This window comes from Streptomyces sp. NPDC015532 (assembly GCF_043078065.1).
GTDB lineage: Bacteria > Actinomycetota > Actinomycetes > Streptomycetales > Streptomycetaceae > Streptomyces.
The window spans coordinates 417,064-443,531 of the sequence record NZ_JBIBSY010000003.1 but is presented as its reverse complement, the minus strand read 5'-3'; the positions used below and the strand labels follow the sequence as shown (position 1 = coordinate 443,531).

General features: G+C 72.0%; 24 protein-coding genes and 1 pseudogene. 11 read left to right on the top strand and 14 right to left on the bottom strand.

Translation table 11 applies throughout. The annotated features are described in order from the left end of the window. Positions 1-26 precede the first annotated feature (26 nt). Together ACF07B_RS13195 and ACF07B_RS13190 are read right to left on the bottom strand one after the other, a co-directional pair. Entirely contained in the window at positions 27-1,910 is a 1,884-nt protein-coding gene (locus ACF07B_RS13195; RefSeq protein ID WP_392179014.1) for a bifunctional sugar phosphate isomerase/epimerase/4-hydroxyphenylpyruvate dioxygenase family protein, read from the bottom strand. 50 nt (positions 1,911-1,960) lie between these two features. Further along, a complete protein-coding gene (locus ACF07B_RS13190; protein WP_392179013.1) occupies positions 1,961-2,836 on the bottom strand; it encodes a shikimate dehydrogenase in 876 nt (291 codons plus the stop codon). A 210-nt stretch (positions 2,837-3,046) separates the two neighbouring features. Here ACF07B_RS13190 and ACF07B_RS13185 point away from each other — a divergent pair, with 210 nt between their 5' ends. Together ACF07B_RS13185 and ACF07B_RS13180 are read left to right on the top strand one after the other, a co-directional pair. Continuing rightward, complete coding sequence (locus ACF07B_RS13185; RefSeq protein WP_369485481.1) at positions 3,047-3,712, top strand: TetR family transcriptional regulator; 666 nt, start codon at positions 3,047-3,049, stop codon at positions 3,710-3,712. Positions 3,713-3,955: 243 nt separating this feature from the next. Next, positions 3,956-5,347: an MFS transporter gene (locus tag ACF07B_RS13180; RefSeq protein ID WP_392179012.1), complete on the top strand. Its 1,392-nt coding sequence runs from the start codon at positions 3,956-3,958 to the stop codon at positions 5,345-5,347. A 90-nt stretch (positions 5,348-5,437) separates the two neighbouring features. On the opposite strand, the gene ACF07B_RS13175 is transcribed toward ACF07B_RS13180, so the two are convergent. After that, positions 5,438-5,899, bottom strand: coding sequence for a PPOX class F420-dependent oxidoreductase (locus tag ACF07B_RS13175; protein ID WP_392179011.1), 462 nt, complete (start codon positions 5,897-5,899; stop codon positions 5,438-5,440). Between the two features lie 138 nt (positions 5,900-6,037). Here ACF07B_RS13175 and ACF07B_RS13170 point away from each other — a divergent pair, with 138 nt between their 5' ends. The 3 genes from ACF07B_RS13170 to ACF07B_RS13160 are packed head-to-tail and all read left to right on the top strand — an operon-like array spanning position 6,038 to position 9,348. Beyond that, positions 6,038-6,622, top strand: coding sequence for a TetR/AcrR family transcriptional regulator (locus tag ACF07B_RS13170; RefSeq protein WP_392179010.1), 585 nt, complete (start codon positions 6,038-6,040; stop codon positions 6,620-6,622). Next, positions 6,619-8,091 (top strand): MFS transporter, encoded by a 1,473-nt coding sequence (locus tag ACF07B_RS13165; protein ID WP_392179009.1) that lies wholly within the window; start codon positions 6,619-6,621, stop codon positions 8,089-8,091. The genes ACF07B_RS13170 and ACF07B_RS13165 overlap by 4 nt, the downstream gene beginning before the upstream one ends. Before the next feature lie 30 nt (positions 8,092-8,121). Continuing rightward, positions 8,122-9,348, top strand: coding sequence for a serine hydrolase domain-containing protein (locus ACF07B_RS13160; protein ID WP_392179008.1), 1,227 nt, complete (start codon positions 8,122-8,124; stop codon positions 9,346-9,348). On the opposite strand, the gene ACF07B_RS13155 is transcribed toward ACF07B_RS13160, so the two are convergent. Both ACF07B_RS13155 and ribA read right to left on the bottom strand, forming a co-directional pair. Continuing rightward, positions 9,349-10,578 carry an MFS transporter gene (locus ACF07B_RS13155; protein WP_392179007.1) on the bottom strand — a complete coding sequence of 410 codons (1,230 nt, stop codon included), beginning with the start codon at positions 10,576-10,578 and terminating at the stop codon, positions 9,349-9,351. A gap of 309 nt (positions 10,579-10,887) precedes the next feature. Next, a complete protein-coding gene (gene ribA, locus ACF07B_RS13150) occupies positions 10,888-11,595 on the bottom strand; it encodes a GTP cyclohydrolase II (protein ID WP_369485475.1) in 708 nt (235 codons plus the stop codon). A gap of 38 nt (positions 11,596-11,633) precedes the next feature. Here ribA and ACF07B_RS13145 point away from each other — a divergent pair, with 38 nt between their 5' ends. Next, positions 11,634-12,395, top strand: a complete 762-nt coding sequence (locus ACF07B_RS13145) for a creatininase family protein (RefSeq protein WP_392179006.1) — start codon at positions 11,634-11,636, stop codon at positions 12,393-12,395. A 137-nt stretch (positions 12,396-12,532) separates the two neighbouring features. Here ACF07B_RS13145 and ACF07B_RS13140 read toward each other — a convergent pair. The 5 genes and pseudogenes from ACF07B_RS13140 to ACF07B_RS13120 form a co-directional block, all read right to left on the bottom strand. Beyond that, positions 12,533-13,258 (bottom strand): annotated as a pseudogene (locus tag ACF07B_RS13140) (lysylphosphatidylglycerol synthase transmembrane domain-containing protein); the annotation flags it as partial. A 284-nt stretch (positions 13,259-13,542) separates the two neighbouring features. Then, the gene (locus ACF07B_RS13135) at positions 13,543-14,475 is read right to left on the bottom strand and encodes a class I SAM-dependent methyltransferase (protein WP_392179005.1); all 933 of its coding nucleotides are present in this window, start codon (positions 14,473-14,475) and stop codon (positions 13,543-13,545) included. Next, positions 14,472-15,695, bottom strand: a complete 1,224-nt coding sequence (locus tag ACF07B_RS13130) for a glycosyltransferase family 4 protein (RefSeq protein ID WP_392179004.1) — start codon at positions 15,693-15,695, stop codon at positions 14,472-14,474. Before ACF07B_RS13130 ends, ACF07B_RS13135 begins: the two co-directional genes overlap by 4 nt. Next, positions 15,692-16,090: a 6-carboxytetrahydropterin synthase gene (locus ACF07B_RS13125; protein ID WP_328672536.1), complete on the bottom strand. Its 399-nt coding sequence runs from the start codon at positions 16,088-16,090 to the stop codon at positions 15,692-15,694. The genes ACF07B_RS13130 and ACF07B_RS13125 overlap by 4 nt, the downstream gene beginning before the upstream one ends. 137 nt (positions 16,091-16,227) lie before the next feature. Continuing rightward, positions 16,228-17,208 carry a zinc-binding alcohol dehydrogenase gene (locus ACF07B_RS13120; RefSeq protein WP_392179003.1) on the bottom strand — a complete coding sequence of 327 codons (981 nt, stop codon included), beginning with the start codon at positions 17,206-17,208 and terminating at the stop codon, positions 16,228-16,230. Positions 17,209-17,316: 108 nt separating this feature from the next. On the opposite strand from ACF07B_RS13120, the gene ACF07B_RS13115 reads away from it, so the two are divergent. The 4 genes from ACF07B_RS13115 (at position 17,317) to ACF07B_RS13100 (ending at position 20,836) form a co-directional block, all read left to right on the top strand. After that, positions 17,317-18,123 carry a CDP-alcohol phosphatidyltransferase family protein gene (locus tag ACF07B_RS13115; RefSeq protein ID WP_392179002.1) on the top strand — a complete coding sequence of 269 codons (807 nt, stop codon included), beginning with the start codon at positions 17,317-17,319 and terminating at the stop codon, positions 18,121-18,123. Positions 18,124-18,318: 195 nt separating this feature from the next. Further along, positions 18,319-19,458, top strand: a complete 1,140-nt coding sequence (locus ACF07B_RS13110) for an ABC transporter ATP-binding protein (RefSeq protein ID WP_392179001.1) — start codon at positions 18,319-18,321, stop codon at positions 19,456-19,458. Continuing rightward, positions 19,455-20,165: an ABC transporter permease gene (locus ACF07B_RS13105; protein WP_392179000.1), complete on the top strand. Its 711-nt coding sequence runs from the start codon at positions 19,455-19,457 to the stop codon at positions 20,163-20,165. Before ACF07B_RS13110 ends, ACF07B_RS13105 begins: the two co-directional genes overlap by 4 nt. Next, on the top strand, positions 20,162-20,836 hold the full coding sequence (locus tag ACF07B_RS13100) for an ABC transporter permease (RefSeq protein WP_369485468.1): 675 nt from the start codon (positions 20,162-20,164) through the stop codon (positions 20,834-20,836). Before ACF07B_RS13105 ends, ACF07B_RS13100 begins: the two co-directional genes overlap by 4 nt. A gap of 126 nt (positions 20,837-20,962) precedes the next feature. Here ACF07B_RS13100 and ACF07B_RS13095 read toward each other — a convergent pair whose 3' ends face one another. From ACF07B_RS13095 to ACF07B_RS13080, 4 genes are read right to left on the bottom strand one after another with little or no spacing between them, the layout of a single operon-like run. Next, entirely contained in the window at positions 20,963-21,601 is a 639-nt protein-coding gene (locus ACF07B_RS13095) for an ATP/GTP-binding protein (protein WP_392178999.1), read from the bottom strand. Continuing rightward, a complete protein-coding gene (locus ACF07B_RS13090) occupies positions 21,552-21,983 on the bottom strand; it encodes a DUF742 domain-containing protein (protein ID WP_369485467.1) in 432 nt (143 codons plus the stop codon). The genes ACF07B_RS13095 and ACF07B_RS13090 overlap by 50 nt, the downstream gene beginning before the upstream one ends. A 58-nt stretch (positions 21,984-22,041) precedes the next feature. After that, on the bottom strand, positions 22,042-22,515 hold the full coding sequence (locus ACF07B_RS13085) for a roadblock/LC7 domain-containing protein (protein WP_326790727.1): 474 nt from the start codon (positions 22,513-22,515) through the stop codon (positions 22,042-22,044). A 2-nt stretch (positions 22,516-22,517) separates the two neighbouring features. After that, on the bottom strand, positions 22,518-25,076 hold the full coding sequence (locus ACF07B_RS13080) for an ATP-binding protein (protein ID WP_392178998.1): 2,559 nt from the start codon (positions 25,074-25,076) through the stop codon (positions 22,518-22,520). 358 nt (positions 25,077-25,434) lie between these two features. Here ACF07B_RS13080 and ACF07B_RS13075 point away from each other — a divergent pair, with 358 nt between their 5' ends. Continuing rightward, positions 25,435-26,379 carry an ABC transporter substrate-binding protein gene (locus ACF07B_RS13075; protein ID WP_392179203.1) on the top strand — a complete coding sequence of 315 codons (945 nt, stop codon included), beginning with the start codon at positions 25,435-25,437 and terminating at the stop codon, positions 26,377-26,379. Positions 26,380-26,468: the final 89 nt, after the last annotated feature.

The window sequence follows — 26,468 nt, the reverse complement described above, 5'->3', positions numbered from 1 at the left end:
ACACCCTGCCCACCGGGCCCCTCGGCTCAGCGCCCCGGCCGCCCCGCCGCGCGCTGCGCGGCGAGGCGCACCGGGGCGTTCGGCGCTCCGTACCCCCGGTATCCGCCGTCCCGCTGGACGAGTTCGAAGAAGACACGGCCGACGGTCCGCGTGTAGCAGTGCCGGAACTCGCCTTCCCCGTCGCGGTCGTAGAGAATGCCGAGCTCGCGGTACACCGCCAGTTCCTCCTCGCCGAGCCCGTACCGGGCGGCCAGATCGTCGTAGTAGTTGGCGGGTATCTCCAGCAGCCGGCCGCCGGCCGCGCGAAAGCGCCGGGCTGCCTCGGTCACGTCGCCGGTGGCGAGGGCGATGTGCTGCGCGCGGGCGCCGTCGTCCGTGGGCGCCGGGCCGACGCCGAGGGCGATCCGGACGCTTCCGTCGTCGTTGGTGACCGCGCGGCTGCGGTGCAGTCCGTAGGGGTCGGCCACGTCGACGCTCTCCTGGGCGCCCAGCCCGAGGACGGCACGGTGGAACAGGGCGGCCTCGTCGAACTGGTGCCAGGGCTGGGTGAGCGCCAGATGGTCGATCCGGGTCACGCGTGAGGCTCCCGGGGCCCCCTCGACGGACTCATCGTGGGACACCCGTTCCACCGGCTCGAAGTCGTCCGTCCAGAGCGGGAGTTCACCGCGGGCGGGAGAAGCGCCGCCCGCCGGTGGCGCCGGGGGCCGGGGAGAGGCGCAGAAGAAGAGTTCGGTGCCGTCGGGCGCGGCGACCGCGTCGAGGGGCGCGTCCTCCAGGGCGCGGCGGCGCGGCAGGACGGGAGCGAGGAGGGATTCGGCGCGCCGGGCCGCGGCGGCGGGGTCGGGCGACTCCAGGCCGATCGCGGCGAGAGCGGTGCCGCCCTGCCGGACGGCCGGTCCGGTGTTGACGAGGACGCGGGCCTCGCCCTGTTCCCAGAGGTCGACGGGCTTGCTGCGGTGCCGGGACGTACGGGCGAAGCCGAGGGCGCCGAGGAGCGTGGCGAGGGGGACGACGTCGGGTGTGACGAGTTCGGCGAAGGCGACGCCGGTCGGCACGACGGGAGCGGGCGGTGCCGCGAGCCCGGCCGCCTCGCGCAGCAGCGGCCTGACCGTCTCCTGGAGGACGAGGAGGGAACGGCGGGCGTCGACGGCGGTCGGACCGGCCTCGGCCTGCCGGAAGACGTCGTTGAAGACCTCCAGGGACAGGGGCCCGCGGTAACCGGCGCGCAGGACGTGGGCGAGCAGTCCCGCGAGGTCGAAGCCGCCCTGACCGGGAAAGCAGCGGTAGTGACGGCTCCACTGGAGCACGTCCATCGCCATCAGCGGGGCGTCGGCCAGTTGCAGGAAGAAGATCTTGTCCCCGGGGATGTCCTCGATCCCCTTGGGGTCCGATCCCCGGGCCAGGATGTGGAAGCTGTCCAGGCAGGTGCCGAGAGCGGGGTGTCCGGCCGCCTCGACGATGCTCCAGGCGTGGTCGTACGTGCTCACGTGCCGTCCCCAGGCGAGCGCCTCGTACGCGACCTTGACGCCGAAGTCCTCGGCGAGGACGGCCAGTCGGCGCAGTTGCTCCGCCGCGAGCGCGTCGTCGTCCACGGCGTGCGGCGAGACGCTGGAGCACACCAGCACGGTGTCGGCACCGAGGCGGCGCATGAGCGCGAACTTGTGGCGCGCCCGCCGCAGGGAGCGGGTGAACTCCTCCTCCGGGACGGCCTCGATGTCGCGCATCGGCTGGTAGAGCTCGATGCGCAGGCCGAGGTCGGCGGTGCGGGCCCGGATCTCCTCGGGGGTGAGGGGGCTGGCGAGCAGGTCGTTCTCGAAGATCTCCACTCCGTCGAAGCCCGCCCGGGCGGCGGCCGTGAGCTTCTCGGTCAGGGAGCCGCTGAGGGACACGGTGGCGATGGACGTACGCATGGCGATGCTCCTTCGGTCTGTCCGTCTCGGGTATCCGCCGCGCGACGCCCTCAGCTCCGGGCGCCCGCGGCGCCGGCCAGCTCGGCGATGTCCGCGAGCATCCGTGCCGTGTCGGGCTCGCGCCCCGTGAACAGCCGGAAGGCGTCCGCGGCCTGGAAGGCGGCCATTCCGCCGCCGTCGAGCGTGGCGCAGCCGGCCGCGCGGGCGGTGCGCAGCAGTCCGGTCTCCAGCGGCCGGTAGACCACTTCGGCCACCCACAGTCCGGGGCGCAGGAGCGCGGCGGGGAAGGGGAGTCCCGGGTGCGCGGCCATGCCGGTGGGGGTGGCGTGCACGACGCCGTCGGCGCCGGCGAGCAGGGGCGCGAGTGTGTCCGGTACCGCCCCGGCGGCCCGGCCCTCGCCGAAGTGGCCGTTCAGCGCGGCGGCGAGGGAGGCGGCGCGGTCGGGCAGGGCGTCGACGACGGTGACATGTCCCGCGCCCAGGGTGAGCACGGCGTGGGCGACAGCCGCCCCCGCGCCGCCCGCGCCGAGCTGGACGATCCGTTCCAGCGGGACGTCGGGCAGTCCGCGCGCGAAGGAGGCCGCGAAGCCGGTGACGTCCGTGTTGTGTCCCGTGGCGCGGCCGTCCTCGAAGACGACGGTGTTGACCGCGCCGAGTGCGGCGGCCTGCGGGGCGAGATCGTCGAGATGCGGGATGACGAGCTGTTTGCAGGGGTGGGTGATGTTCAGCCCGTCGAAGCCGACGTCGCGTGCGGCCCGTACGAGATCGCCTACGGCTCCCGGCGGAACGCCGAGGGTGTCGATGTCGATCAGCCGGTACAGACAGCGCAGCCCCTGCCGGTCGGCCTCCCGCTGGTGCAGGGCGGGGCTGAGGGAGGGGCCGATTCCGGAGCCGATGAGGCCGACGAGGTACGAGGTCTGGGACACGGCGGGCCTCCGGAGGCGTGGGGTCGGCGGGCGAGCGGTGACCGATCGGCCGTCACTAATGTACGAACTGGTTCGTTAGTCATATCAAGCCGCCTCCCCGAAGGGAAGGGCCGCCCCGGGCAAGGCACGCGAGGACGCCCTCGCGATCTCCCACGGACCCGCCCTGCTTCTAGAATCGCGGACACCGACCGTCTCGCCCGAAGGAACCCGATGACCAGCGTCGAAGAACCGGCACGACCTGGCGGGCGCATCCGCGACGCCGCCCGCACCAAGGCCGAGATTCTCGACGTGGCGACCCAGGAGTTCTCCCGTGCCGGTTTCGCGGGCGCCCGGGTCGACGAGATCGCCGCCCGCACCAGCACCACGAAGCGGATGATCTACTACTACTTCGGCGGCAAGGAGCAGCTCTTCACGGCGGTGCTGGAGCGGGCCTACACGGTGATCCGGCAGGCCGAACAGGAGCTGGACGTCGAGCACCTGGACCCGGTCGCGGCCATCCGCCGGCTCGCCGAGCTGACCTTCGACCATCACGAGGCGCACCCCGACTTCATCCGCCTGGTGAGCATCGAGAACATCCACGAGGCCGAACACATCGCGGACTCCGAGGCGCTGGGCAGGATCGGCTCCCCCGCGCTCGACGTGATCCGCCGGATCCTGGCGACCGGGAGGAAGTCGGGCCTGTTCACCGCCGACGTCGACGCCGTGGACCTGCACGCGATGATCAGCGCCTTCTGTTTCTTCCGCGTCTCCAACCGGCATACGTTCGGCGCCCTGTTCGGCCGCGACCTGACAGCCCCCGACCAGCGGGAGCACTATCGCGCGATGCTCGGCGACATGGTCATCGCCTATCTGACCGCGGACCGCGCGGCCGACTGAGCACGGGAACATCCTTCGGCGCGACCCCTTGACACCCGGGTGACCTGGGCGCAGCATCCGTAGCCATCCGCTACTAACTATCCAGTGGGTTAATTAGTTGCGGGGTCACAGCCGGCCACCGTCGCACCGCCGTCCGGCCTCTACTTGGTACGGCTGTGGTGCCGCGGCCCGCCCTCGGGGTCACGGCACCGGCCCCGCGCCCCGCCGTACTCCCGTCCCCGGAGTCACCCGAAGGAGCAAGCCGTGTCCGAACCCGCCGTCCCGCTCGACGCGCCACCCGGCCAGCCCACGAAGGCCGCCATGGCCGCCTGGATCGGCAGCGCCCTGGAGTACTACGACTTCTTCATCTACGGCAGCGCCGCGGCCCTCATCTTCCCGAAGGTCTTCTTCGACGAGTCCGACCCGGCCACCGCGACCCTCCTGTCGCTCGCCACCTTCGGCGTCGCCTACGCGGCCCGCCCCGTCGGCGCGCTGTTCCTCGGCCACTTCGGCGACCGGCTGGGCCGCAAGAAGATCATGGTCTTCACCCTGATCCTCATGGGTCTGTCGACGTTCCTCATCGGTTGTCTGCCGACCCGCGACCAGGTCGGCGGCATCGCCCCGGTCCTGCTCGTCCTGTGCCGCGTCCTTCAGGGCATCTCCGCGGCCGGCGAGCAGGCCGGAGCCAACTCGATGACGCTGGAGCACGCACCGCCGGAGCGGCGCGGCTTCTTCACCAGCTTCACCCTCAGCGGCACCCAGGGCGGCCAGCTCATCGCTACCCTGGTCTTCCTGGCGGTCGCCACGATGCCCGAGGACCAACTGCTCTCCTGGGGCTGGCGTGTGCCCTTCTGGGCGAGCGTCGCCGTCGCCCTGGTCGGCTACGTCATCCGCCGCACCCTCCAGGAGACTCCGGCCTTCACCCGGCAGGCGGAGACCGAGGGCGTCGTCGAACTGCCCCTCGCCGTGCTCTTCCGCGACCACTGGGCGGACGTGCTGCGCGTGGTCGCGGGCGCGCTCATCGCCTCGGTCAGCACGATCTTCACGGTGTGGGCGCTGGCCTACGGCACCAGTGACGCGGTCGGCCTCTCACGGACACAGATGCTGTGGGTCGGCGCGCTGGCCAACCTGGTCGCCCTCGGCGCGATCCCCGCCTGGGCCGTGCTCTCCGACCGCATCGGCCGCCGCCCGGTGTACCTGATCGGCGCCGCGGGCAGCGCGGCCTTGATGTTCGCCTACCTGTGGGCCATCTCCACCGGCTCCTACCCCCTGGTCCTGCTCTTCGGCATCCTCGCCTTCGGCGTCGTCTACAGCGCCGCCAACGGTGTCTGGCCCTCCTTCTACGGAGAGATGTTCTCCACGCGCGTCCGGCTCTCCGGCACGGCCGTCGGCACCCAGATCGGCTTCGCCGTGGCCGGGTTCGCCGTCACCTTCGCCGCGCGGATCGCCGGTCCCCACGGCGACGACTGGTCCTCGGTCGCGCTGTTCACCGCGGCGCTGTGCGTACCGCCGGTGATCGCCGTGCTCACCGCCCGCGAGACCCACGAGGTGCCGACCGAGCGGCTCGGCCTGCGCGCCGCGGACGACACGACACACCGCGAGACCGTGATCGCCCGACCCGGACGCCCGGTCCGCACGCCGGGTCCGGACGCCTGATCCGGACCGCCCGAGTCCCCGACGCGCAGGACCGCTCGGGGACTCGGGCGTGCTCACACCGCGGGTACCCGCGCTCCGGGACAGCGGGTGTCAGCGTGAGGGAATCCCGTACGCCCGCTCCACGCGCAACCGCAGCACCAGCCGGCCGTCGCGGACCATGGCCGCGCGGTAGTCGTCCCAGTCGGGGTGTTCACCGAGGACGTCCCGGTAGACCTTGATCAGCTCCTCCACCGTCTCGTCGTGCGGATCCCGGGCGACGGGCGTCAGCTCGGCCGTGCCCTCGACGACCGTGTACGCCCACCGGTCCGCGCTGGTCACGTGGTACGACGCCCGCGGATCCCTGCGCAGGTTGCGGGTCTTGGCGCGGTCGTCGGTGAGCGACACGCGGATGACCCCCTCCTCGGGGTAGTACACGTGGCTGACGTTCGACAGCTGGGGCCGGCCGTCCTTCTTGAGGGTGACGAGCACCCCGCCCTTGTACGCGGAGAGCAGCTTCAGCAGTGCGTCCTGCGCCGTGTCCGGCGTCGCGCTCTTGGTCGCTTCCTCAGTCATGTCAGGTGAACGCTCCGGATCCGGTACGTCATTCCGGGTCGGCCCCCTTCCCCGCTCCCGGTCACCCCGCCGGCCCATCGCCCCACCGTGCGGCCGGGATCGTAGACGCTGTCTACCCCCACCTGGTAGACAGTGTCTATGAGCGAGCGGGAAACCACCACCGGGCTGCGGACGCGCCTGATCGACGTCGGAGTCGACCTCGTGACGACGGAAGGCGCGCAGGCGCTGACCCTGCGGGAGATCGCCCGCCGGGCGGGGGTCTCGCACGGCGCCCCGCGCCGCTGGTTCCCGACCCATGTGGAACTGCTGTCCGCCATCGCGCGCCACGGCTTCGACGACCTCCACCACCGCGCGGCGCACACGGCCGGCGCCGCCGGGACGGACCCCCGGGCCCGGCTCACCGCCCTCGCGAAGACGTACCTGGACTTCGCGCTGGCCCAGCGCGGCATGTACGAGCTGATGTTCCGTCACGACCTGCTGGAGAGCAACCGGCTGGGGCTCCGGGAGACCAGCCTGCCGCTGTTCGGGACACTGGTGGAGCTCGTCGGCCGGGTGCGCCCGCAGGCCGACGCCCGGATCGTCGCCGGCGCCCTGTGGGCGAACCTGCACGGCATCGCCCAACTGTGGGGCTGGGGAAGCCTCCAGCTCACCACCGACGCCGACGACTGCGCACCGCTGCTGAAAGCGGCGCTCGACGCGCACCTCGGCCCGGAGGAACGATGACCGCCCCCGGCTCCGACGGCGTCACCCCCACGAAGGCCGCGCGCCTGCCCCCTCCAGGGGCGGCACACCGCCGGATCACCCTCGCGAGCAGCGTCGTCGGCGCCGTGATCGTCGCCCTCGACGGCACGGTCCTCACCGTCGCACAGCCCGCGCTCCAGGCCGACCTGCACGCCTCGTTCGCGCGGGTCCAGTGGACGAGCACCGCGTATCTCATCGCGGTGGCGGGCCTGTTGGTGTTCTCAGGACGCCTCGGCGACCGCTACGGGCATCAACGGATCTTCGCCCTCGGCATCCTGGGCTTCGGGGCGGCGTCGGCCGGAGTCGGTCTCGCGCCGGGAATCGGCTGGGTGATCGCGCTGCGGGTCGCCCAGGGTGTCTTCGGCGCGCTGCTGCAACCGGCCACGCTCGGCATGCTGCGCGCCGCGTACCCGCCCGACCGGCTCGGGACGCCCATCGCGCTGCGGGCGAGCGCCATCGGGATCGCCGCGGCCACGGGTCCGCTGCTCGGCGGCGCGCTGGTCGGCCACTTCGGATGGCGGTCCGTCTTCTTCCTCAATGTGCCGCCCGCGCTGGCGATGGGCGCGGCCGCGCTCTTCGTCCGGGCGCCCGACGGCCCGGCGAGGAGAACGGTCCGCCCGCCGGCGGCCGACGGCCTCGACGTGCCGGGAGCCTGTCTGCTCACCGTCGCCCTGGCCGCCCTGGTGCACACCCTGGTCGCCGTACCCGACACCGGCTGGACGGCGGCGACGGTGGCCGGAGCGGCCCTGGTGGCCGCCGCCGGCACCGCGTTCGTACACCGGCAGCGCCGGGCCGCCAACCCCTTGGTGCCGTCCGAGATCCTCGGCTCGGCGACCATCGGCGCGGCGCTCGGCATCCTGGTGGCCGTGTCCGCCGCGATGCTCGGCACCCTGTTCGCCGCCAGCTACTTCCTCCAGCGCACCCAGGGTCTCGATCCGCAGGAGACCGGCCTGCGGGCACTGCCCGCCGGAGTGATGATGGTGCTCGGGGCTCCCCTCGCCGCCGTCCTCATGCGCAGGCTCGGCCCGCGGCGGACAGCCGTGGCCGGGACGCTCGTCCTCACGCTCGGTGTCCTGCTCCTGGGCCGGCTCGGACCGACGTCCACCGCCCTGCCCGTCGCCTGCGGCTTCCTGCTGCTGGGCGCCGGTTTCGTCACGGTGATGGTGACGGCGACGGCGGTCACCGTCAGGCACGCCCCAGCGGCGTCGGCCGGTGTGGCGGGCGGGCTGCAGCAGACGGCGATGAACATCGGGCCCACGCTGGGGATCGCGGTGGCGGCCACGCTGATGTCGCTCAGTCCCGGCGCCGCCATCGGCCCCCCGCTGACGGCGCTGGCGCTGTTCTCCGCGGCGGGAGCCCTGCTCTCCCTGAGGCTTCCGGGGCACAAGGACACCGTGGGGGCCGTCGGGGGAAGCCCGCGCGACGCGTCACCAGCGCGTTTGGGACGATGAGGGACACGAGCCGCGGTCCGAAGGAGAGCCATGGGACATCTGCGACAGGAAGTCGAGCCGGAATCCGCCGGCCTCGACCCCGAGGCGCTGGACCGGCTCGACCGGCACTTCGCCGCCCTGGTCGACGACGGCAGGCTCCCCGGCTTCCTGGTGGCCGTCTCCCGGCACGGGCGGGTCGCCCACCTCACCACGTACGGCCGGCGTAACCGTGCGGCGGAACTCCCGGTGCGGAGCGACACGTTGTGGCGGATCTACTCCATGACGAAGCCGGTCACCTCGGTCGCGGCGCTCATGCTGCTCGAAGAGGGCCGCCTCGGACTCGACGACCGGGTGGCCGACTTCCTCCCCGCCTTCGCCGAACCGCGGGTGTACGTCGGCGGGTCCGGGCCGGACACCACGACCCGGCCCGCCCGACAGCCCATCCTGGTACGCCACTTGCTCACCCACACCGCGGGCCTGACCTTCGGCTTCTACCACACGCACCCCGTCGACGGTCTCTACCGGGACGCCGGGGTCGAGTCCTCCGTGGCACCGGACGCCGACCTGGCCGAGACCTGCGAGGTGTACGCCGGGCTGCCGCTCCAGTTCGAGCCGGGCACGCAGTGGAACTACTCGGTGGCCACCAATGTCCTCGGCCGTGTCATCGAGGTGGTGTCCGGCCAGGACCTCGACGTCTTCCTCCACCGGCGCGTCCTCGGGCCGCTCGGGATGACGGACGCCGGCTTCCAGGTCACGGACGAACAGGCGGGCAGACTGGCCGAGTTGTACGGCGAGGACGACAACGGGGCACTCACCCCGATCGCCGGTCTCCCGCTGCGCGGGCGGCCCCGCTTCCTGTCCGGCAGCGGGGGGATGGTCGCCACGGCCCACGACTACCACCGCTTCATGGAGATGCTCCGGCGCCGCGGCGAACTCGACGGAACCCGTCTGCTGCGCCCCGGGACCGTGGACCTGATGACGGCCAACCAGCTGCCAGGCAACGCCGACCGGCGCTCCTTCGGCAGCCCTGTCCACCGGGAACCCGGTAACGCCGGCCTCGGTTTCGGTCTGGGGGTGTCCGTCGTGGTGGACCCGGCGGTCACGCGGGCGCCCGCCGCCGAGGGCGCGTTCGGCTGGAGCGGGGTGGCCACCACGACCTTCTGGATCGACCCACGGCGCGATCTGACCGTGCAGTTCCTGAGCCAACTGCGCCCGAGGGCTTCCCACTCGGTCTTCCCCGAGCTCAAGCGGCTGGTGCACGAGGCGGTACGTGCCTGATCAGCCCGGGGTCGTCCGGTTGACGCGGTACACGTCCGGTACGCACAGGTTGAGCACGGTGGCGGTCACGATCACCCCCGCGCAGATCAGGAGCACCTCGCGCTCCGACCAGGCGCCCGCGGCCAGGGCGGCGAGCAGATAGCCGAGCGGGATCGCGCAGCGCTCCCCGACGCTGTTGAACGCGGCGGCCCTTCCCAACTCCTGCTCAGGTACGTGGAGTTGGAAGGCCGTGGTCCACGCGACGATGGCGACGTCGAGACCGGCGCCCGCGAGAAGCGCGGAGAACAGGACGGCCGGCAGCGGCAGCGCGAGCCCCATCGCCGTCAACGGCAGGAAGAGCAGGGAGGCGGTGCTCACGGCGACGGCGAGCAGCCGGTACGGCCTCCACCACAGGCACACCAGTGCGCCCGTCAGCAGCCCGAGCGCGAACGCCCCCTGCACCAGGCCCCAGGAACTCGCCCCGGAGTACAGCCGCGCGGCGAGGACCGGTCCGAGCATCTGGAATCCGGCCAGCCAGGCGGCGACCACGGCCATGCCGGCCAGCGTGTACGTCCACAGCCAGGTACGGGAGCGGAATCCGGACCAGCCCGACCGCAGGTCGCCGAGGACACTGCCCGCAGCGACGGGTGCGTCCAGACGCAGCCCGTGCAGCAGCAGGGCCGCTGCCAGGAACGAGAGCGCGTCCCCGGTCAGCGCCCACCCCGGTCCGCAGAGGGCGACGACCAGCCCGCCGGCCACGGGCCCGAGCACCCGTACGGCGTTGCTGGGCAGCCTGACCAGCGCGTTGGCCTGCTGCAGATGTTCCGGCTCCACCAACTGGTTCACCACGCCCTGGCCGGCGGGCACGGTGAACGCCACGGCGACTCCCGAGAGGAAGCCGCAGGCGGCGATGGATCCGGTCGAGGCGCTGCCGGTCAGCACGATGACGGCGAGCGCCCCCTGTGCCACGGCGGCGGCCAGGTTGCCCACCAGCAGGATCCGGCTGCGGGACATCCGGTCCGCGAGCACCCCGCCCACCAGCAGGAAGGCGATGGTCGGCACGGTGTTCACGGCGAGCACCAGGCCGAGCGATCCGGCTCCGCCGCCCTGTCCGATCACCGCGTAGGCGAGCGCGAGTGGCGCCATCGCGGATCCCGTCGCCGAGATCAGACTCGCCAGCACGAACCGCCGGAAGCCGGCGCTGCGCAAGGGTGCCGTCCGGGCCTTCGGCACCCGCGCCGCCGTCTTCATGGCCCCCCCTGCCGCCGGTATGGGGGCGTGCCGTCCCGTCGGGCGCCCTCGCGTGCGCGGCGATCATACGGGGTCGGGGTCGGGGTCGAGGGCGGGGTCGGGGTCGAGGGCGGGGTCGGGGTCGAGGGCGGGGTCGGGGTCGAGGGCGGGGTCGGGGTCGAGGGCGGGGTCGAGGGCGGGGTCAAGGGCGGGGGCGGGGGCGGGGTCGAGGGCGGCATCGGTCCGGGGCCCTGAGCGGACAGCCCCGGGACCGTGCGCCCCTCTTCCGTCATCCCTCTTCCGTCGCCCCGCGCCCGCCGGCCTCTTCGCTCATTCCTCGGTGACGACCGTCTTCGCCGAGCCGGCGAAGATCGCCTTGGCCCACTCCTCGCCGTCCAGGTGGGGCAGGTAGTGGTCGAGGCGCTCCCGCTTGGTCAGCAGGTAGGTGAGGTTGTCCTCGCACGGCGGTATCAGGAGCGGCACCTGCTCGGCGACCTTGATGCCGTGGCGCAGCAGCGACTCACGCTTGCGCGGGTTGTTCGACAGGAGCCGCACGGACCGTACGCCGAGGTCGTGCAGCATCTCCGCCGCCACCCGGTAGTCGCGGGCGTCCACCGGCAGGCCGAGGGCGACGTTCGCCTCGACGGTGTCGAGCCCCTCCGCCTGGAGCTTCATCGCCTTGAGCTTGGCGAGCAGGCCGATGCCCCGGCCCTCGTGGCCGCGCAGGTAGACGAGGACACCCCGGCCCTCGGCCGCGATGGCCTGCAGCGAGGCGGTGAGCTGGGGGCCGCACTCGCAGTGCTGCGATCCGAAGGAGTCGCCGGTGAGGCATTCGGAATGCAGCCGGGTCAGGATGTCCCCCTTTCCCAGGGTGTCCAAGTCGCCGTACACGAGGACGACTTGTTCCTCGCCACGATCGTGGTCGAGGTAGCCGACGGCGTGGAAATCGCCGTACACGGTGGGCAGCGGGGCAATCACGACTCGTTCGACACCTGTGAGGTGGGCATTCCCGCCGAGTACGCCAAAGTTATCTGTCATGATCTGGTTCCTAAGCAGAGTCGAAAGGGCCGTGAAAGATGAGTAGTTCGGGAACACGCGTGATGGAGTCCGGTGTGCTGTCACTGGACACCACGGAGGATGTCCGCGAGCGGGGGGCCGGTGTCGCCCGCCAGGTCGCCGTCCTTCCCGTCGGGAGCCTCGAACAGCACGGCGCCTACCTGCCCCTGACGACCGACACACTGGTGGCGTGCGCCATCGCGCGGGAGATCGCGGCCGCCTATCCGGTGCATCTTCTTCCTCCGGTGACGATCTCGTGCTCGCACGAGCACGCGGCCTGGCCGGGCACCGTCAGCATTTCCGCCGTCACGCTGTACGCCGTCGTCCGGGACATCGCCGCTTCGTTGCGGCGATCGGGCGTCGACACCCTGGTCGTGGTCAACGGGCACGGGGGGAATTACGTTCTGGGCAACGTGGTCCAGGAATCCGCGGGCACCGGTACGCGCATGGCGCTTTTCCCCGCCATGGAGGACTGGGAAGGCGCGTGTGAACGGGCCGGTGTGCAGACGTCGTTGCTCACGGATATGCACGCCGGGGAAATTGAGACGTCCATTCTCCTGCACGCCCATCCGGAATGCGTCAAAGACGGTTATGAGGCCTCCGATTTCGTGGCCGACGACCGTCGGCATCTGCTCACTCTCGGCATGTCGGGCTATACCGAGTCCGGGGTCATCGGCCGCCCCTCGATGGCCGGCGCCGAGAAGGGGAAGGAACTCCTCGCCGGGCTGGCCGAGGCCTTCGGGGCGTACTTCTCCTTGGTGACGTCCGAGACGCTGCACTGAACAGGTCCTCCCGCGCTCTCCTCCCGGGGGCGCCGGAGCGCGGCACCCCACCGGACGACCAGGACCACGGCGCCGGGCAGGCTCGCCGCGAGGCTGAGCACGCCGTAGATCACCGCGACGGTCAGGCCCATGCCGGCGCCGAGCCCGGCGGCGCCGAACGCCCAGGCGGTGGCGCCCTCGCGGGGGCCCCAGCCGCCGACGTTCAGCGGCAGCCCCATGGCCAGCAGGGCCAGCAGGGCCAGCGGCGTCAGCCGGGCGACCGACGCGTCGGATCCGGCGGCCCGGGCGGCGAGCACGAACATCGCCAGATGACCGGCGAGCACCAGGACCGACGCGAGCGTCACGCCGGGCCAGCTGCGCCGGGCCAGCAGGGCACCCCGGGCCTCGACGAGCGCGCCGCGGACGGCTCCGTACCGTCCGGTGGCGGCAGCGGTCCGGCGCCTGCGGAGGACGCCGAAGGTCACCGCGCCGCACACGGAGACGAGCACGAGCACCAGCGCGGCCTCGCGGGCCTGCGCGAGCACGGGCGACGGCTGGGTGAGCAGCACCACCGCTCCGACGGCCACCAGCACGGCCTGTCCCGCGGTGCGTTCCAGCACCACCGAACGCACGCCCCGGCCGATGTCGCCGGCGCTCTGCCCGTGCCGTACCGCCCGGTGCACGTCGCCGAGTACCCCGCCGGGCAGCGCGGCGTTCAGGAACAGCGCCCGGTAGTAGTCGGCGACGGCCGCGCCCAGCGGGAGCTCGATACGCAGCTCGCGTGCGACCAGGCACCACCGCCAGGCGCTGAAGACCGTGGTGAGCAGCCCGATCGCCATCGCCACCGTCAGGGTGGTCCCGTCGATCCGTCGCAGCCCGTCCACGAACACCCCGGTACCCAGCCGCCAGAGCAGCACTCCGAGGATGAGGACGCCGGCCGCGGCGCCGAAGTGCTTGCGCACCCGTCCGGACACGCGCCGGGTGCGGGAGGTTCCCCCGGCCGCCGGGCTCGCGGAGCCCTCGGCCGGGAGGGACTCCGGTTCCGTGCCCGTGGGGCCCGGCGCGAGCGGGGCGCCGGACTCCGCGGGGATGTTCAGGGGCGGGCCGTCGAGGTCCGGGGCCCCGGCCGCCGGGGCGGCGGCCGGTCCCAGTGTCTCCAGGCCCGCGCTCACGCCGCACCCCCGACCGGGCGGGGCAGCGCCAGCACATCGCTGTGGTGGACGACGACCCGCAGCTCGCCCGCGGCGCACGCCGCCAGGCGCGACTCCAGATACGCCTCCGCCCGTTCGGCCAGCTCGGGGCGCTCTTCCACCGCCGCGGCGACCCAGCCGCGCAGCCACTCCGCGGTGAGGTCGGCCTCGTCACGGCCGAGCCGCCACGGGCTCGGATGCACCCGTACGGTCGCGCCGTGACGGGCGAACGCCTCGCAGGCTTCGGTGACGGCGTCCGGGCCGAGCAGGTCGCCGCGCCGCTGGTGGGCGTTGAACGCCTCGGTGATCTCGGCGTCCAGCGGGTCGGCCGGGGTGAGTTCGACCCGGCCCGCGACGGACAGCGTGAACAGGGCGGGCACGCCCGCGCCGGCGCAGGCCGCCGCGAGCCGGTCGATCTCCTCGGCGGTGAGCACGTCGAGCAGCGCCGACGCGGTCACCAGGGAGGCGCCGGCCAGGGCGTCCGCCGTCAGCCGCCCGATGTCACCGCGCTGGGTGGTGACGCCGACGTGGCTGCCGTCGGCCGCCGCCTTGGGCGCCCCGACGGTGGCGAAGTGCAGCAGGTACGGGTCACGGTCGTGCAGGATCCAGTGCTGGGCACCGTCGAGCCGGGGCGCCAGCCAGCGGCCCATGGAGCCGGTGCCGCAGCCGAGGTCGTGGATGGCCAGGCCGCCGCGCACGGGCCGGTTGGCCAGCCGGATGCGGAGCGGGTCGAGGAGGTCGACCGCCCGCGCGGCGGCGTCGGCGGGCTCACGCAGCTGGAGCCACTGGGGCGCGTAGCGCACCCCTTCGGCGTCAGGGTCCCCGACTCGCTGACCGGGCACGCCCGTCCTCACCTTCTGCTCGGGGATGCCGGAGTCCGGCCCGCTCGCGGGCGTGGTCGCGGTGCTCATGCCGCCCTCCGGGGTTCCTGGGACAGCCGGCCGAGCACACCGGCCAGGCTGCGCGCGGTGGTGGCCCAGCCGTCGAGCGCGGCACGCCGTCCGCGGGCGGCGGCCTTCAGCCGGCGCCGCACGTCGGCCTCGCCGAACCAGCCGCGCAGCTCGGCGGCGAGGGCCGCCGGGTCCTCCGGGGGGACGAGGATGCCGGGCACACCGCCGTCGGGGGCGCGTCCGACGGCCTCGGGCACACCGCCGACGTCCGTGGCGAGCACGGGGATGCCGCGGGCCAGGGCCTCGGTGACGGCCATGCCGTAGGTCTCCGCGTACGAGGTGAGGACCATGAGGTCGGCCGCGGCGTAGCTGGCGTCGAGTTCGGCGCCGGCCTGCGGTCCGGCGAGGTGCAGCCGGTCGCCGAGGCCGTGCTGGGCGATCAGGGCGCGCAGATGGTCGACGTAGGCCGGGTCCTGGCCCAGACCGCCGACGCAGACGCAGCTCCAAGGCAGGTCGGTGACGGTGGCGAGGGCCTCGATGAGACGGTGCTGGCCCTTGCGCGGGGTCACCGCGGCCACGCACAGCAGCCGCGAGACACCGTCGGTGCCGGAGGCGAGCGGTGCGATGTCGGCGCCGGGTGCGGCGGCGTGGACCCGGTCGGGGGCGAGACCGTGGTGGGCGACGAGCCGGCGGACGGCCCATTCGCTGGTGGCGACGACGGCGGACACGGCCCGCAGGGTCGTACGTTCCAGGGCGTCCAGCTCGGCGGCCACGGCGGGTTCGAGTCCCGTCTCGTCGCCGAGCGGCAGGTGGACGAGGACGACGAGACGCAGCCGGTCGGCCTCGGGAGCGACGATCTCGGGGACTCCGCAGGCGACGATCCCGTCGAGGAGGACGACCGTGCCGTCGGGCAGGTCCGCCAGGGTCCGGGTGAGTTCCGTACGGGCGGCGGCACCGGGGCGGGGCCACTCGCCGGCGACGATGTGCCGCTGGACCTGCCAGCCGAAGCCGGGCAGGTCGAGGCAGAGCCGGCGGTCGTAGGCGTTGCCGCCGCTCGGCGTGGCCGGGTCGTCGACGCCGCCCGGCATCACGAAGTGCACGGTGCGCAGGGACATGGGGATGATCTCGGCGTTCTTGAGAGCCGGGGTCTGCACGGGCACGTAGTTCAGGGCGCCCGGTCCGGGGACCGTGGCGGGACGCCCGGACGGCGCGGACGCCTTGTCGAGGGTCACATCGGTCACAGGGCACGCTCGTAACTCGCCCAGGCGATGTGCGACTCGTGGAGGGTGACGGTGATGCCGGCGAGGCCGTGGGCGCCCGCGCCCAGGGCTCCGGCGTGCACGCGGTCGGCCAGCCGGTCGGCGATGACCTTCGCCAGGAACTCGGTCGAGGTGTTGGTGTCCTTGAAGTCCGGCTCGCTGTCGAGGTTGCGGTAGTTCAACTCGCTCACGACGGCGCCGAGCTCCTGCGTGGCCAGTCCGATGTCGACGACGATGTTGTCGTCGTCCAGCTCGGGGCGACGGAAGGTGGCGTCCACCAGGAACGTCGCCCCGTGGAGGCGCTGCGCGGGTCCGAAGACCTCGCCACGGAAGCTGTGGGCGATCATCAGGTGATCGCGGACGGTGATGCTGAACAACGGACGACCCTCCAGGTGCGGTGCGTCTGATCCCCTGCCGGGATCACGTCGTGTAGTACGGCTGTCCGGTTCACCTTGTTCAGCCGCGTGTCGCCCTTTCTTCGGAGTCCGTAGAGGTCAGGCCGGTTCTCGTCGGCTCAAACCTCTTCGTAGGCGACTCGGTGGCACAGCGCGGGTATCGATCCGGAGGCCAGTTTCCCCATCACGTCGGGGAGTTCGCCGAAGGAGCACTCCCCGGTGATCAGGGCGTCGAAGGCCGGTTCGGCGAGAAGTTCGAGGGCGAGAGCCAGACGGTCCGCGTACATCCTTCCGGCCCGGCCTGAGGGGGAAACGGAACCCACCTGGCTGCTGCGCAGGGTCAGCCGGCGGGAGTGGAAGGCCTCGCCGAGCGGCAGGGCGACCCGGCGGTCCCCGTACCAGCTCAGCTCGATGACGGTCCCCTCGTGGGCGAGCAGGCCGAGGGAGAGATTGAGCCCGGCCTCGGTGGCACTGGCGTGCACGACGAGGTCGAGTTCGCCCTCGGCCTCCTCGGGGAGCGCGAAGTCGATACCGAGGGCGCGGGCGACGGCACCGCGTGCCGGGTCGGCGTCGACGAGCTGGACGCGCACCCCGGGAAAGCGGGCGAGCAGCGCGGCGACCGAGCAGCCGACCATGCCGCCACCGACCACCGCGATCCGGTCGCCGATGAGCGGGGCGGCGTCCCACAGGGCGTTCACCGCGGTCTCGACGGTGCCGGCGAGGATGGCACGGGAGGCGGGCACCGACTCGGGGACGACGGTCACGGCGCTCACCGGGACGACGTACCGCGTCTGGTGCGGGTAGAGGCAGAAGACCGTCCGCCCGAGCAGCCGCGCGGGACCTTCCTCCACTTGGCCGACACTCAGATAGCCGTATTTCACGGGTGCGGGGAAATCCCCGTCCTGGAACGGCGCGCGCATCGAGGCGTGCTGGTTCTCCGGGACTCCCCCGCGGAACACGAGGGTCTCGGTGCCCCTGCTGACTCCGGAGTAGAGCGTACGGATCAGTACCTCGCCCTCGGTGGGCGCGTTGAGGGTGACGTCACGGATCTCGCCGTGGCCCGGAGATGCGAGCCAGAAGGCGCGAGCTGTGAGTTCCATGAGCGTCCCCCTGAACGATTCCGCAGATCTTCACGTACGGAGCAGTGACAAGTCGCGCACACGGTACGCGGCGTTGATCGAATCTGTCATTCGGCCGGAGGATCTGCGGTGGCCCTGAACAACATGTACGGCGCAAGGCTTCCCCAGCAGGAGACCACGGTGGGAGCCGGCGTGCAGCTCCTGGTGCTGGCCCTGCTGGGCACGGCGATCGGGATGGGGCCGGCGGGCTGGCTGACCGGCCTGGTGTTCGCGTTCGCGACCTGGGCGGTGCTCACCCGCGCGCTGCGGCGCACACAGCCCCGCTCCTTCGGACCCGCCAACCGCGTCACGCTCGGCCGCGCGATCCTGGTGGGCGGTGTCACCGCGCTGGTCGCGGACTCCTTCGAGAGCTCGCCGCCGATCAGTCTGCTGGTCGGCCTGACGGCGGTCGCGCTGATCCTCGACGGCGTCGACGGCAAGGTGGCCCGGCGGACCGGCACGTCCTCGGCCCTGGGTGCCCGCTTCGACATGGAGGTGGACGCGTTCCTGATCCTCGTGCTGAGCGTGTACGTCGGGATGTCGCTCGGCCCGTGGGTGCTGCTGATCGGCACGATGCGGTACGCGTTCGTCGCCGCCGCCCGGGTGATGCCGTGGCTGAACGGCGAGCTGCCGCCGAGCATGGCGCGCAAGACGGTGGCGGCCCTCCAGGGCGTCATCCTGCTGGTCGCGGGCTCCGGACTCCTGCCGTACGACGCGGAGATGGCCGCCGTACTGACCGCGCTCGCGCTGCTCGTGTGGTCGTTCGGCCGCGACATCGCGTGGCTGTGGCGGCAGGGTGGCCGCGGGCCCGCGGAGCGGATCCAGCGGCCCCGGGAGACCGAGCGCCCGCGGGAACTGGTCACCGCGGGCTCGGCGCCCGTGGGTTCCGAGGGCTGATCACCGAACGGTACGAACCCGAGAATGAGTTGACCGGGTTCCCGGGAAGCCGGAAGTGCCCAGGAAAAGCGGACGTACGCGCGACATTCACGCTCTGTCATGGCCGGGAACGAACATCGACTGGCTAGACTACGCAGCCTCGTGCACGTGATCGCGCCACGCGCGGGCAAAGCCGTTCCCGAAGGGTTTCGACGCTTGATAGCCATCGAAGATGTCAGCAAGCGATACGCCGACGGCACGGTGGCCGTCGATCGCCTGTCTCTCCAGATACCGGATCACTCCATCACCGTTCTCGTCGGACCTTCGGGCTGCGGCAAGACCACCACGCTCCGCATGATCAACCGGATGATCGAGCCGAGCAGCGGCACGATCCGGGTCGACGGCGAGGACATCCGCACCCGCCCGGTCAACACCCTGCGCCGCTCCATGGGTTACGTCATCCAGAACGCCGGCCTCTTCCAGCACCGGACCATCGTCGACAACATCGCCACGGTGCCCCGGCTGCTCGGCTGGTCCAAGCAGCGCGCCCGCGAGCGCGCCGCGGAACTGATGGAACGGGTCGGCCTCGATCCGGCCCTGGCCCGCCGCTATCCCTACCAGCTCTCCGGCGGTCAGCAGCAACGGGTCGGCGTCGCCCGGGCGTTGGCGGCCGACCCGCCCATCCTGCTCATGGACGAGCCGTTCTCCGCGGTCGACCCGGTCGTACGCCGGGGACTCCAGGAGGAGTTGCTGCGCATCCAGGGCGAACTGGGCAAGGCCATCGTGTTCGTCACCCACGACATGGACGAGGCGATCACCATCGGCGACCAGATCGCCGTACTGCGCGCCGGCGGCAAACTCGCCCAGTTCGCTGCCCCCGACGAGATCCTCTCGGCGCCGGCCGATCCGTTCGTCGAGCAGTTCCTCGGCGCGGACCGGGGCATCCGCGGACTGTCGTTCCTGTCCACCCGCGATCTCGGACTCGACCGCTCCCGGGTCTTCCCCGTGGGCTGCGACTGGCGGGAGATCGCCGCACGCGAGCCCGGGGGAGCGCCCGTCCTGGTCACCGACGCCGACGGCAGGCCGCTCGGCTGGGCCGACCCCGGAAGCTGGGGCGAGGACATCGCGGACCTCGAAGGGTACGGTCCCACCTTCGAGGTGGGCCGCGACTCGCTGCGGGTCGCCCTGGACCGGGCCGTGCTCTCGCCGACCGGCCAGGCGGTCGGCGTGGACGGCTCGGGGAAGGTCCTCGGGGTCGCCGGGCAGGAGACGGTCGCCGCGGCGATCCGGTCCGCCCGGAAGCGCCGGGCGGCGGACGCCCCGCAGGAGACGGCGACGGCGAAGGCCTCGCGATGAACGGGTTCTTCCACATTCCGAGCACCATCCAGCACAGCTATCTCAGCCTGATCGCCCTCCATATGGAGGAGGCGCTCGTCCCCGTACTGGCCGGGTTGCTGCTGGCCGTGCCGATCGGACTGCTGTGCGTCCACTACGACTGGCTCTACGCGCCGGTGCTGTGGACCTCGACCGTGCTCTACGCGATCCCCTCCATCGCCTTCTTCGTGGTGCTCATCGACTACACCGGGCTGAGCCTGCTGACCGTGATGATCCCGCTGTGCCTGTACAGCCTCGTCGTGCTCGTCCCAGCGGTGGTCGACGGGGTCCGCTCGGTCCCCGAGGAGACGAACGCCGCCGCCTCGGCCATGGGCATCGGTGTCGTGCGCCGCTACTTCCAGGTCCAACTGCCCATCGCCGTACCGGCGATCATGGCGGGGCTGCGCGTGGCCGTCGCCTCCAGCATCAGCCTGGTGAGCGTCGGCGCGCTGATCGGCAACCAAGGAGCGTTCGGAAATCTGCTGACCTACGCGCAGTTGTACGGCCTCCCCCGGCTCGCCGTGACCGCGGTGGTCACCATCGCCGTCCTCGCCATCGCCATCGACGCCCTGCTCGTCCTGCTGCGGCGGGTCCTCACCCCCTGGCAGCCGCCGACCGGCGGTGCCGCCGGGCGCTCCGGGGCCACGACCGCGGACGCCGTCGCCGGCACCCCGGAGGGCGCCTCGTGAACGTACTGAACTTCATGCAGGCCTTCTTCAGCGACGGCTCCCACTGGCACGGCTACGACGGCATCCCGCAGCGCGTGTGGGAACACGTCCAGTACACGGCCGCGGCCCTCGCGATCGCCTCGGCCATCGGTCTGCCGATCGGCCTGGTCACCGGGCACACCGGGCGCGGCGGCAACGCGCTGGCCTTCGTGTCCGCCGGGGCGCGCGCACTGCCGACGTTCGGGCTCCTGGTCCTGATGTTCGTCTGGCTGGGCCTCGGCATCGTGCCGGTGATGATCCCGCTCGTGGTGCTGGCGATCCCGCCGGTCCTCATCACCACCTACGAGGCGGTCCGCAGCGTGGACCCGTCCCCCGTCGACGCCGCCCGCGGCATGGGCATGGCGGAGGCACGGATCCTCTTCCAGGTCGAGGTGCCGGCGGCGCTGCCCCTGATCCTCAGCGGGCTGCGCTCGGCGACGGTCCAGATCGTCTCGACGGCCACGATCGCGGCCTACGTGTCCCTCGGCGGGGTCGGCCGCTACATCCTGGACGGCCTGTACCAGCACAACTACGAGAAGGTGGCCGGCGGAGCCGCCCTCACGGCCGTCCTCGCGCTGCTCGTCCTCGTGCTGTTCTGGGCCGTTGGCCGGGTGGCGGTCTCACCCGGAGTGCGCAGGCGCCGGACCACGTAGCGGCACGGACAGGGACAGCGCGCGGGGACGGCCTTCGGGCCGTCCCCGTCCTCGTCCCGGCCGGACCGGGACGCCTTCGGACCGTCCGCGTCCCGGGGCCGGACCCGCCGGCGCGCGTGCCCTCGCTCAGGAACCCTCTCCCGGACCGCGCGCCGCTCTCTCGGCCCGGGCGAGGGCGTGTTCGAGGACGACGAGCAGCGCGTCCCGCACGGACCCCCGGTCGCGTGCGTCGAACACGGTCAGCGGCACATGGTCGGCGACGTCGAGGGCCCACCGTACGTCGTTCAGATCGTGTTCGACCCGGCCGTCGAAGGCGTTGACGGCCACCGCGAAGGGGATCTCCCGGTGCTCGAAGTAGTCGACAGCCGCGTAGCAGTCGTCGAGCCGCCGGGTGTCGACGATGACGAGTCCGCCGAGCGCGCCCTCGACCAGGTCGTCCCACATGAACCCGAACCGCTCCTGGCCGGGGGTCCCGAACAGGTAGAGCTTCAGGGTCGGATCGAGGGTGACGCAGCCGAAGTCCATGGCGACGGTCGTCGTCACCTTCTCCGGGGTGTGGGAGAGGTCGTCGACACCGGCGGCGACCGAGGTGATGGACGCCTCGGTGGTCAGCGGCTCGATCTCCGAAATGGCCCCCACCGTCGTGGTCTTGCCCACGCCGAAGCCGCCCGCGATCACCATCTTCACCGGCAGCGGCGGCCGGGGACGCTCGTCGTCATCCCTCACGGATCGAGCCCCGGGAATCGGGGACAGCTCGGAGACCATCGATCACCCTTCGCAGAACAGTGACATCGCGATTGGAGCGGGCCTGCGGCGCGTACAGGGCCAGTTGACCGTCGGCGCGCAGATCGTCGGCGAGAACACGGACCACATTCAAGTGCATCCGCAGTCTCGCCGCGATCTCCGCGAGCGACTGCGGCTCACGGCAGACCGTGATGATGTCGCGGTGCTGGTCGAAGACGAAGCGGTCCAGCGCCGCCAGTCCCACACGCGTGGCCACCACCTGTGTCTCGATCGGGATCGGCGGTACGAGACTGTCGCCGCCGGCGATCCGTCCCGCGGTCAGCAGGAACGGCCGGACGACCGAGGCGGGGCGCTCCGCTCCCCGTTCGGCGTCGCCGCCGGCCAATGGCTCGCCGGACGTCATCACGTCCTCCCCCTTCACCTGTGCGCGCGTCACCGGTCATGTGACGCGCCGTCGGACATCAGCCGGCCGGTGCGACGCCCACGGTTCTCTTCAGTTCCATGACCAGCTGCGGACTCAGCACCGCCCCGGCCCGGTTGGCGAAGAGGGTCATCTCGTAGGCGATGTTGCCGAGCTTCGCCTCCTTCGAGGTGACCACGCCGAGCACCGCTCCGGCGCCGAGCGCGGACACCAGCACATGCCCTTCCTCCAGGTCGATGATGACCTTGTTGAGGCTGCCGAGGCCGTAGTTGCCGGACGCCCCCATGGCGAGGCTGGTGATTCCGGAGACGATCGCCGCGAGCCGCTCGGAGTCGGCCTGGCCGCGCAGTTGGGACACCGCGATGAGCAGTCCGTCGGAGGAGACACCGATCACGTCCACGACCCCGGCCGTCTCGGTGGCGAATCGGTTGAGCAGCCAGTTGAAGTCGGCAGCGGCGGCTTTCACGTCCGCCGCGGGTTCCGCTGTCCGGGACTCGGGCCCGCCTGTCCACATGGTCACGTGCTCATGCCTTCCGGGGAAGAGGGTCTTCTGTTCTGGGTGTCGGTCCCGGCCGGACCGCCGGGTCTGCCGCCCGGCCTGGTGGCCGCGCCGGTGTGGTCCTCGGTCGCGCTCTCGCGCTCGGCCCGCAGGACGGCGGCCTCGAACTCGTCGAGTTCGGAGCGCGCGGCCTCGGCGTCCGTGGGTTGCCAGGAGGGCGGCCTGCGGTGGGTGGGCGGTTCGGTGGGTCTGGGCAGCCGGCTCGCGGCGGTGCCGGCCGACAGGGTCGCCCCGCGCACCCTGCGGCGCAGCGGTCCGGCGTCGCCGGACCGCGCCGGGCCGGTGGGCGCCGGGTCGGGACCGGTGCCGGGCCGGGCACCGCCGTGCGTCGTCGCCCGCTCGGCGCCGGTGTCCGCCGCCTCCGAACGGCGGGCGTGGCCGGGGGACTCGGCGCCACGGGGCCGCGAGGGCACCCTGCGGGGCAGGCCCGCGGGTCCGGCCGGCGCCTCGACCCGCGCCCTGCGCGGCTCACCGGGACCGGGGCGGCGCGCGGCAGGCTGCATCCGCGGGGCCTGTGCGACGGCGGCGGCGACGTGGTCACCGGGCACGAGGTGGACCGCGGGCACCGCGACGGTGGCGGTGACACCGCCGCCCGGGGTGCGGGAGAGGGCGACCTCGATGCCCCAGCGCCGGGACAGACCGCCGACCACGAACAGGCCGAGCACCTCCGTCGGCGCCAGGTCGAGGCGCTCACGGCGGATCAGCCGGGCGTTCTCCTGCTCCAGCCGCTCGGGGCTCATGCCGAGCCCGTGGTCGATGATCTCCACGAGGGCGCCGCCCCCGTGGTGACGGGGCCGCAGGACGACCTCGACGCCGCTGGTCGCCGGGGAGAACATCACGGCGTTCTCCAGGAGTTCGGCGAGCATGAGGGTCAGATCGCCGACGATGTCGGGGACGACGACGACATCGCCCTCGGCGTGCGGAGTCACCCGCTGGAAGCCCTCGATCTGGCCGAGCGAGGCGCGGACGATGTTGCTGAGCCGCATCGGTTCGGTGTTGAGACCGGTCTCGCTGATCCCGGCGAGCAGCATGAGGCTGTCCGCGTTGCGCTGGAGACGGACGGCGATGTGGTCGATGCGGTAGAGCCGGTCCAGCACCTCGGGGTCGGTCTCGCCGCGCTCCACCGAGTCGATCAGGGCGAGTTGGCGGGCCGTGAGGTTGCTGACCCTGCGGCCGACGTTGCCGAACATCTCGGCGATGTTGCGCCGGCTGACGACCTGGCGTTCCAGCAGCGCGCTCGCGGTCACCTGAACCTGGTTGAAGGCTTCGGCCAGTTGACCGATCTCGTCGCGCACCAGCACGGGAACGGCCTCCAGCCGTGGTGGGCTCGCGTCGTCGGCGTCGTCGTCCGCGACGCGGGCGAGCTCACTCGCCGCGGCGCCGGCCACATGCTGGGCCGCCGCCGTGAGGGTCCGTACGGTCCGCACCACGGAACGCCGGGTCAGTACGGAGAACAGCAGCCAGGCGGCGAACGCGGCCAGGATGCCGGCGATCAGCCAGACCACCCGCCACCAGGCGGCGTTCGACGCGGACTGGGCGTTCCCCGCGATCCCGCCGATCAGCGACTGGACGATCTTCAGCCGGTTCTCGGCCTGCCGCTCGTAGGTGGGACCGGCGCGCAGCGCCTCGTCGAGCGCGGCCCGCAGCTGTGTCGCGTTCTCGGCGACCAGCGCTCCGGTGTCGACCTGGAGCGCGGCCCAGTGCTGGGTGATGACGCTCTGGTACGGGCTGTGCTCGATCTCGGCGAGGTCGCTGCCCTGTTCCGTGCCGGCGAACCGGGTGAACCGCTCGGCCTGGTAGGTGTACTGGTCGTAGTCGCCGACGGCGCCGGTGAACTCGATGAGCGCGTTGGAGTCACGGGTGCGGGCGGCGAAGACGCTGGTCTCGAAGGACGCGTGGGCGGTGTCGGCCCGCAGCAGCGCGTCCAGCAGACTGCCTGCCGACGCGGAGGACTCGCTGCCCGACCGGCCGAGACCGAGGCCGTCGATGAGCCCCTCGATCACCGATCCGTACGCGGGGTCGATGTTGTCGGCGGGGATCGGCCCCTGCTCGACGGTCTTGCGGAGGCTGTCCAGGCCTTCGAGCTCCTTGAGCGCCTGGGCCTCGCCGTCGGGCAGCCGGTCGCCGTAGGCGGCCCGGACCGCGTCGATGCGGGTACCGACCTGCTCCTGCGCCGCCAGATAGGCGGCGGTGTCCGGCGCGCTCTCCCCCGAGGGCGCGGCCTCGTAACGCAGCGAGACCAGGAGGGCCTGCCGGTGCTCGGTCTGCACGGCGTCGATGAGTTTCGTCACCTGCGCGCTGTCGCGGACGAGTTGGGCGGTGTCGGCGGCGGACCGGGCCCGGCCGATCTCACCGGAGACGACATAGGCGAGCATCACCGAGATGACCGCGAGCGGCACGATCACCAGAACATTGAGTTTCCGGCGGAAGGGCCAGCGGTCCAGCAGGGATGGTGTCCGGCCGGTCCCGAGAGCATTGGACGGCTGCCCCGAGGCGGCTTTTCTGTGCGCGGGCACCCAACCTCCTTGACTTCATACCCCGTTGGAAGCCTCGTAGCAGGCCGCCTGCATGGATCAATGGTCACGAGCAGCGCGATCGGGCCGACAAGTGGAAGGGGGCCCTCGACGCGGCCAACACTAGCGGCTGCCGTCAGAGTACGGCCATGATCAACCGAAAAGTGGCACGCGAGGACGCCTGGTTCGATCCCCTTTCGGTCACGTTGCGCCTACGGGCTGAAGCTGTACGGTCCCCATCAGTGATCTATTCGTGTCTTGACGGTACTTGAGGCGGCTCGGTTGGATCGTCAGGACCGTCGCCCGTGCCCACCAGCCACCACCGCCCCACCGATTGCCAAGTCTGGATGACCAAGTGACCATCGCCAGAAGCACTCGAACCTCCGCAACCTCCGCTGTTTCCCTGCTGCTTGTGGCCGCCGCCGCGCTGACGGGCTGCGGCTCCTCCGACGACACCGACGGCAAGGACCCGTTGAAGGGCGACACCGCCAAGGCCGGTACGGTCGTTGTCGGTTCCAACAACTTCCCCGAGAGCATCCTGCTCGCCGACATCTACGGCGAGGCCCTCAAGTCCAAGGGCATCAAAGTCAGTTACAAGCTGAACATCGGCAGCCGCGAGACCACGTACGGTCTGATCAAGAACGGTACGATCACGGTCCTTCCGGAGTACAACGGCGCGCTGCTCGCCTACCTGGACGCCAAGGCCGCTCCGACGTCCGTCGAAGAGACCAGCCAGGCCATCTCGGCCAAGCTCGACCCCAAGCTCTCGCTGCTGATCCCGTCCCAGGCCCAGGACAAGGACGCGATCGCCCTGAACGAGGCGACGGCCAAGAAGTACGACCTCACGGAGAAGTCGACCATCAGCGACCTCGCCGACGCGGCGAAGGACCTGGTCGTCGGCGGCTCGCCCGAGTTCCAGACCCGGCAGCAGGGCCTGAAGGGCCTGAAGTCCGTATACGGTCTCGATTTCAAGAGTTTCAAGGCCCTGGACGCGGGCGGCCCGCTCACCGTGGCGGCACTGAAGGGGAACAGCATCCAGGCCGCGGACATCTTCACGACGGACCCCGGAATCGGCAAGAACAAGTTTGTCGTGCTCCAGGACCCCAAGAATCTCTTCGGGTTCGAGAATGTCACTCCCCTGACATACAAGAGCGCCCTTCCCGCGGCCGGGGTTTCGGTCCTCAACGACGTCTCGGCGAAGCTCGACACCGAAACCCTGGTGAAGCTGAACAGCGACGTGCAGGACGGCAACAAGGACCCGCTGGACGTGGCCAAGAACTGGCTGGCCTCGGCGGGACTGAGCTGACACCGGCACCGCACGCCGGACGAGTGCCCAGGGCCGGGAGGACGTCCTCCCGGCCCGGGCTCGTGACGGCGACGGCGTACGGCTGAGGA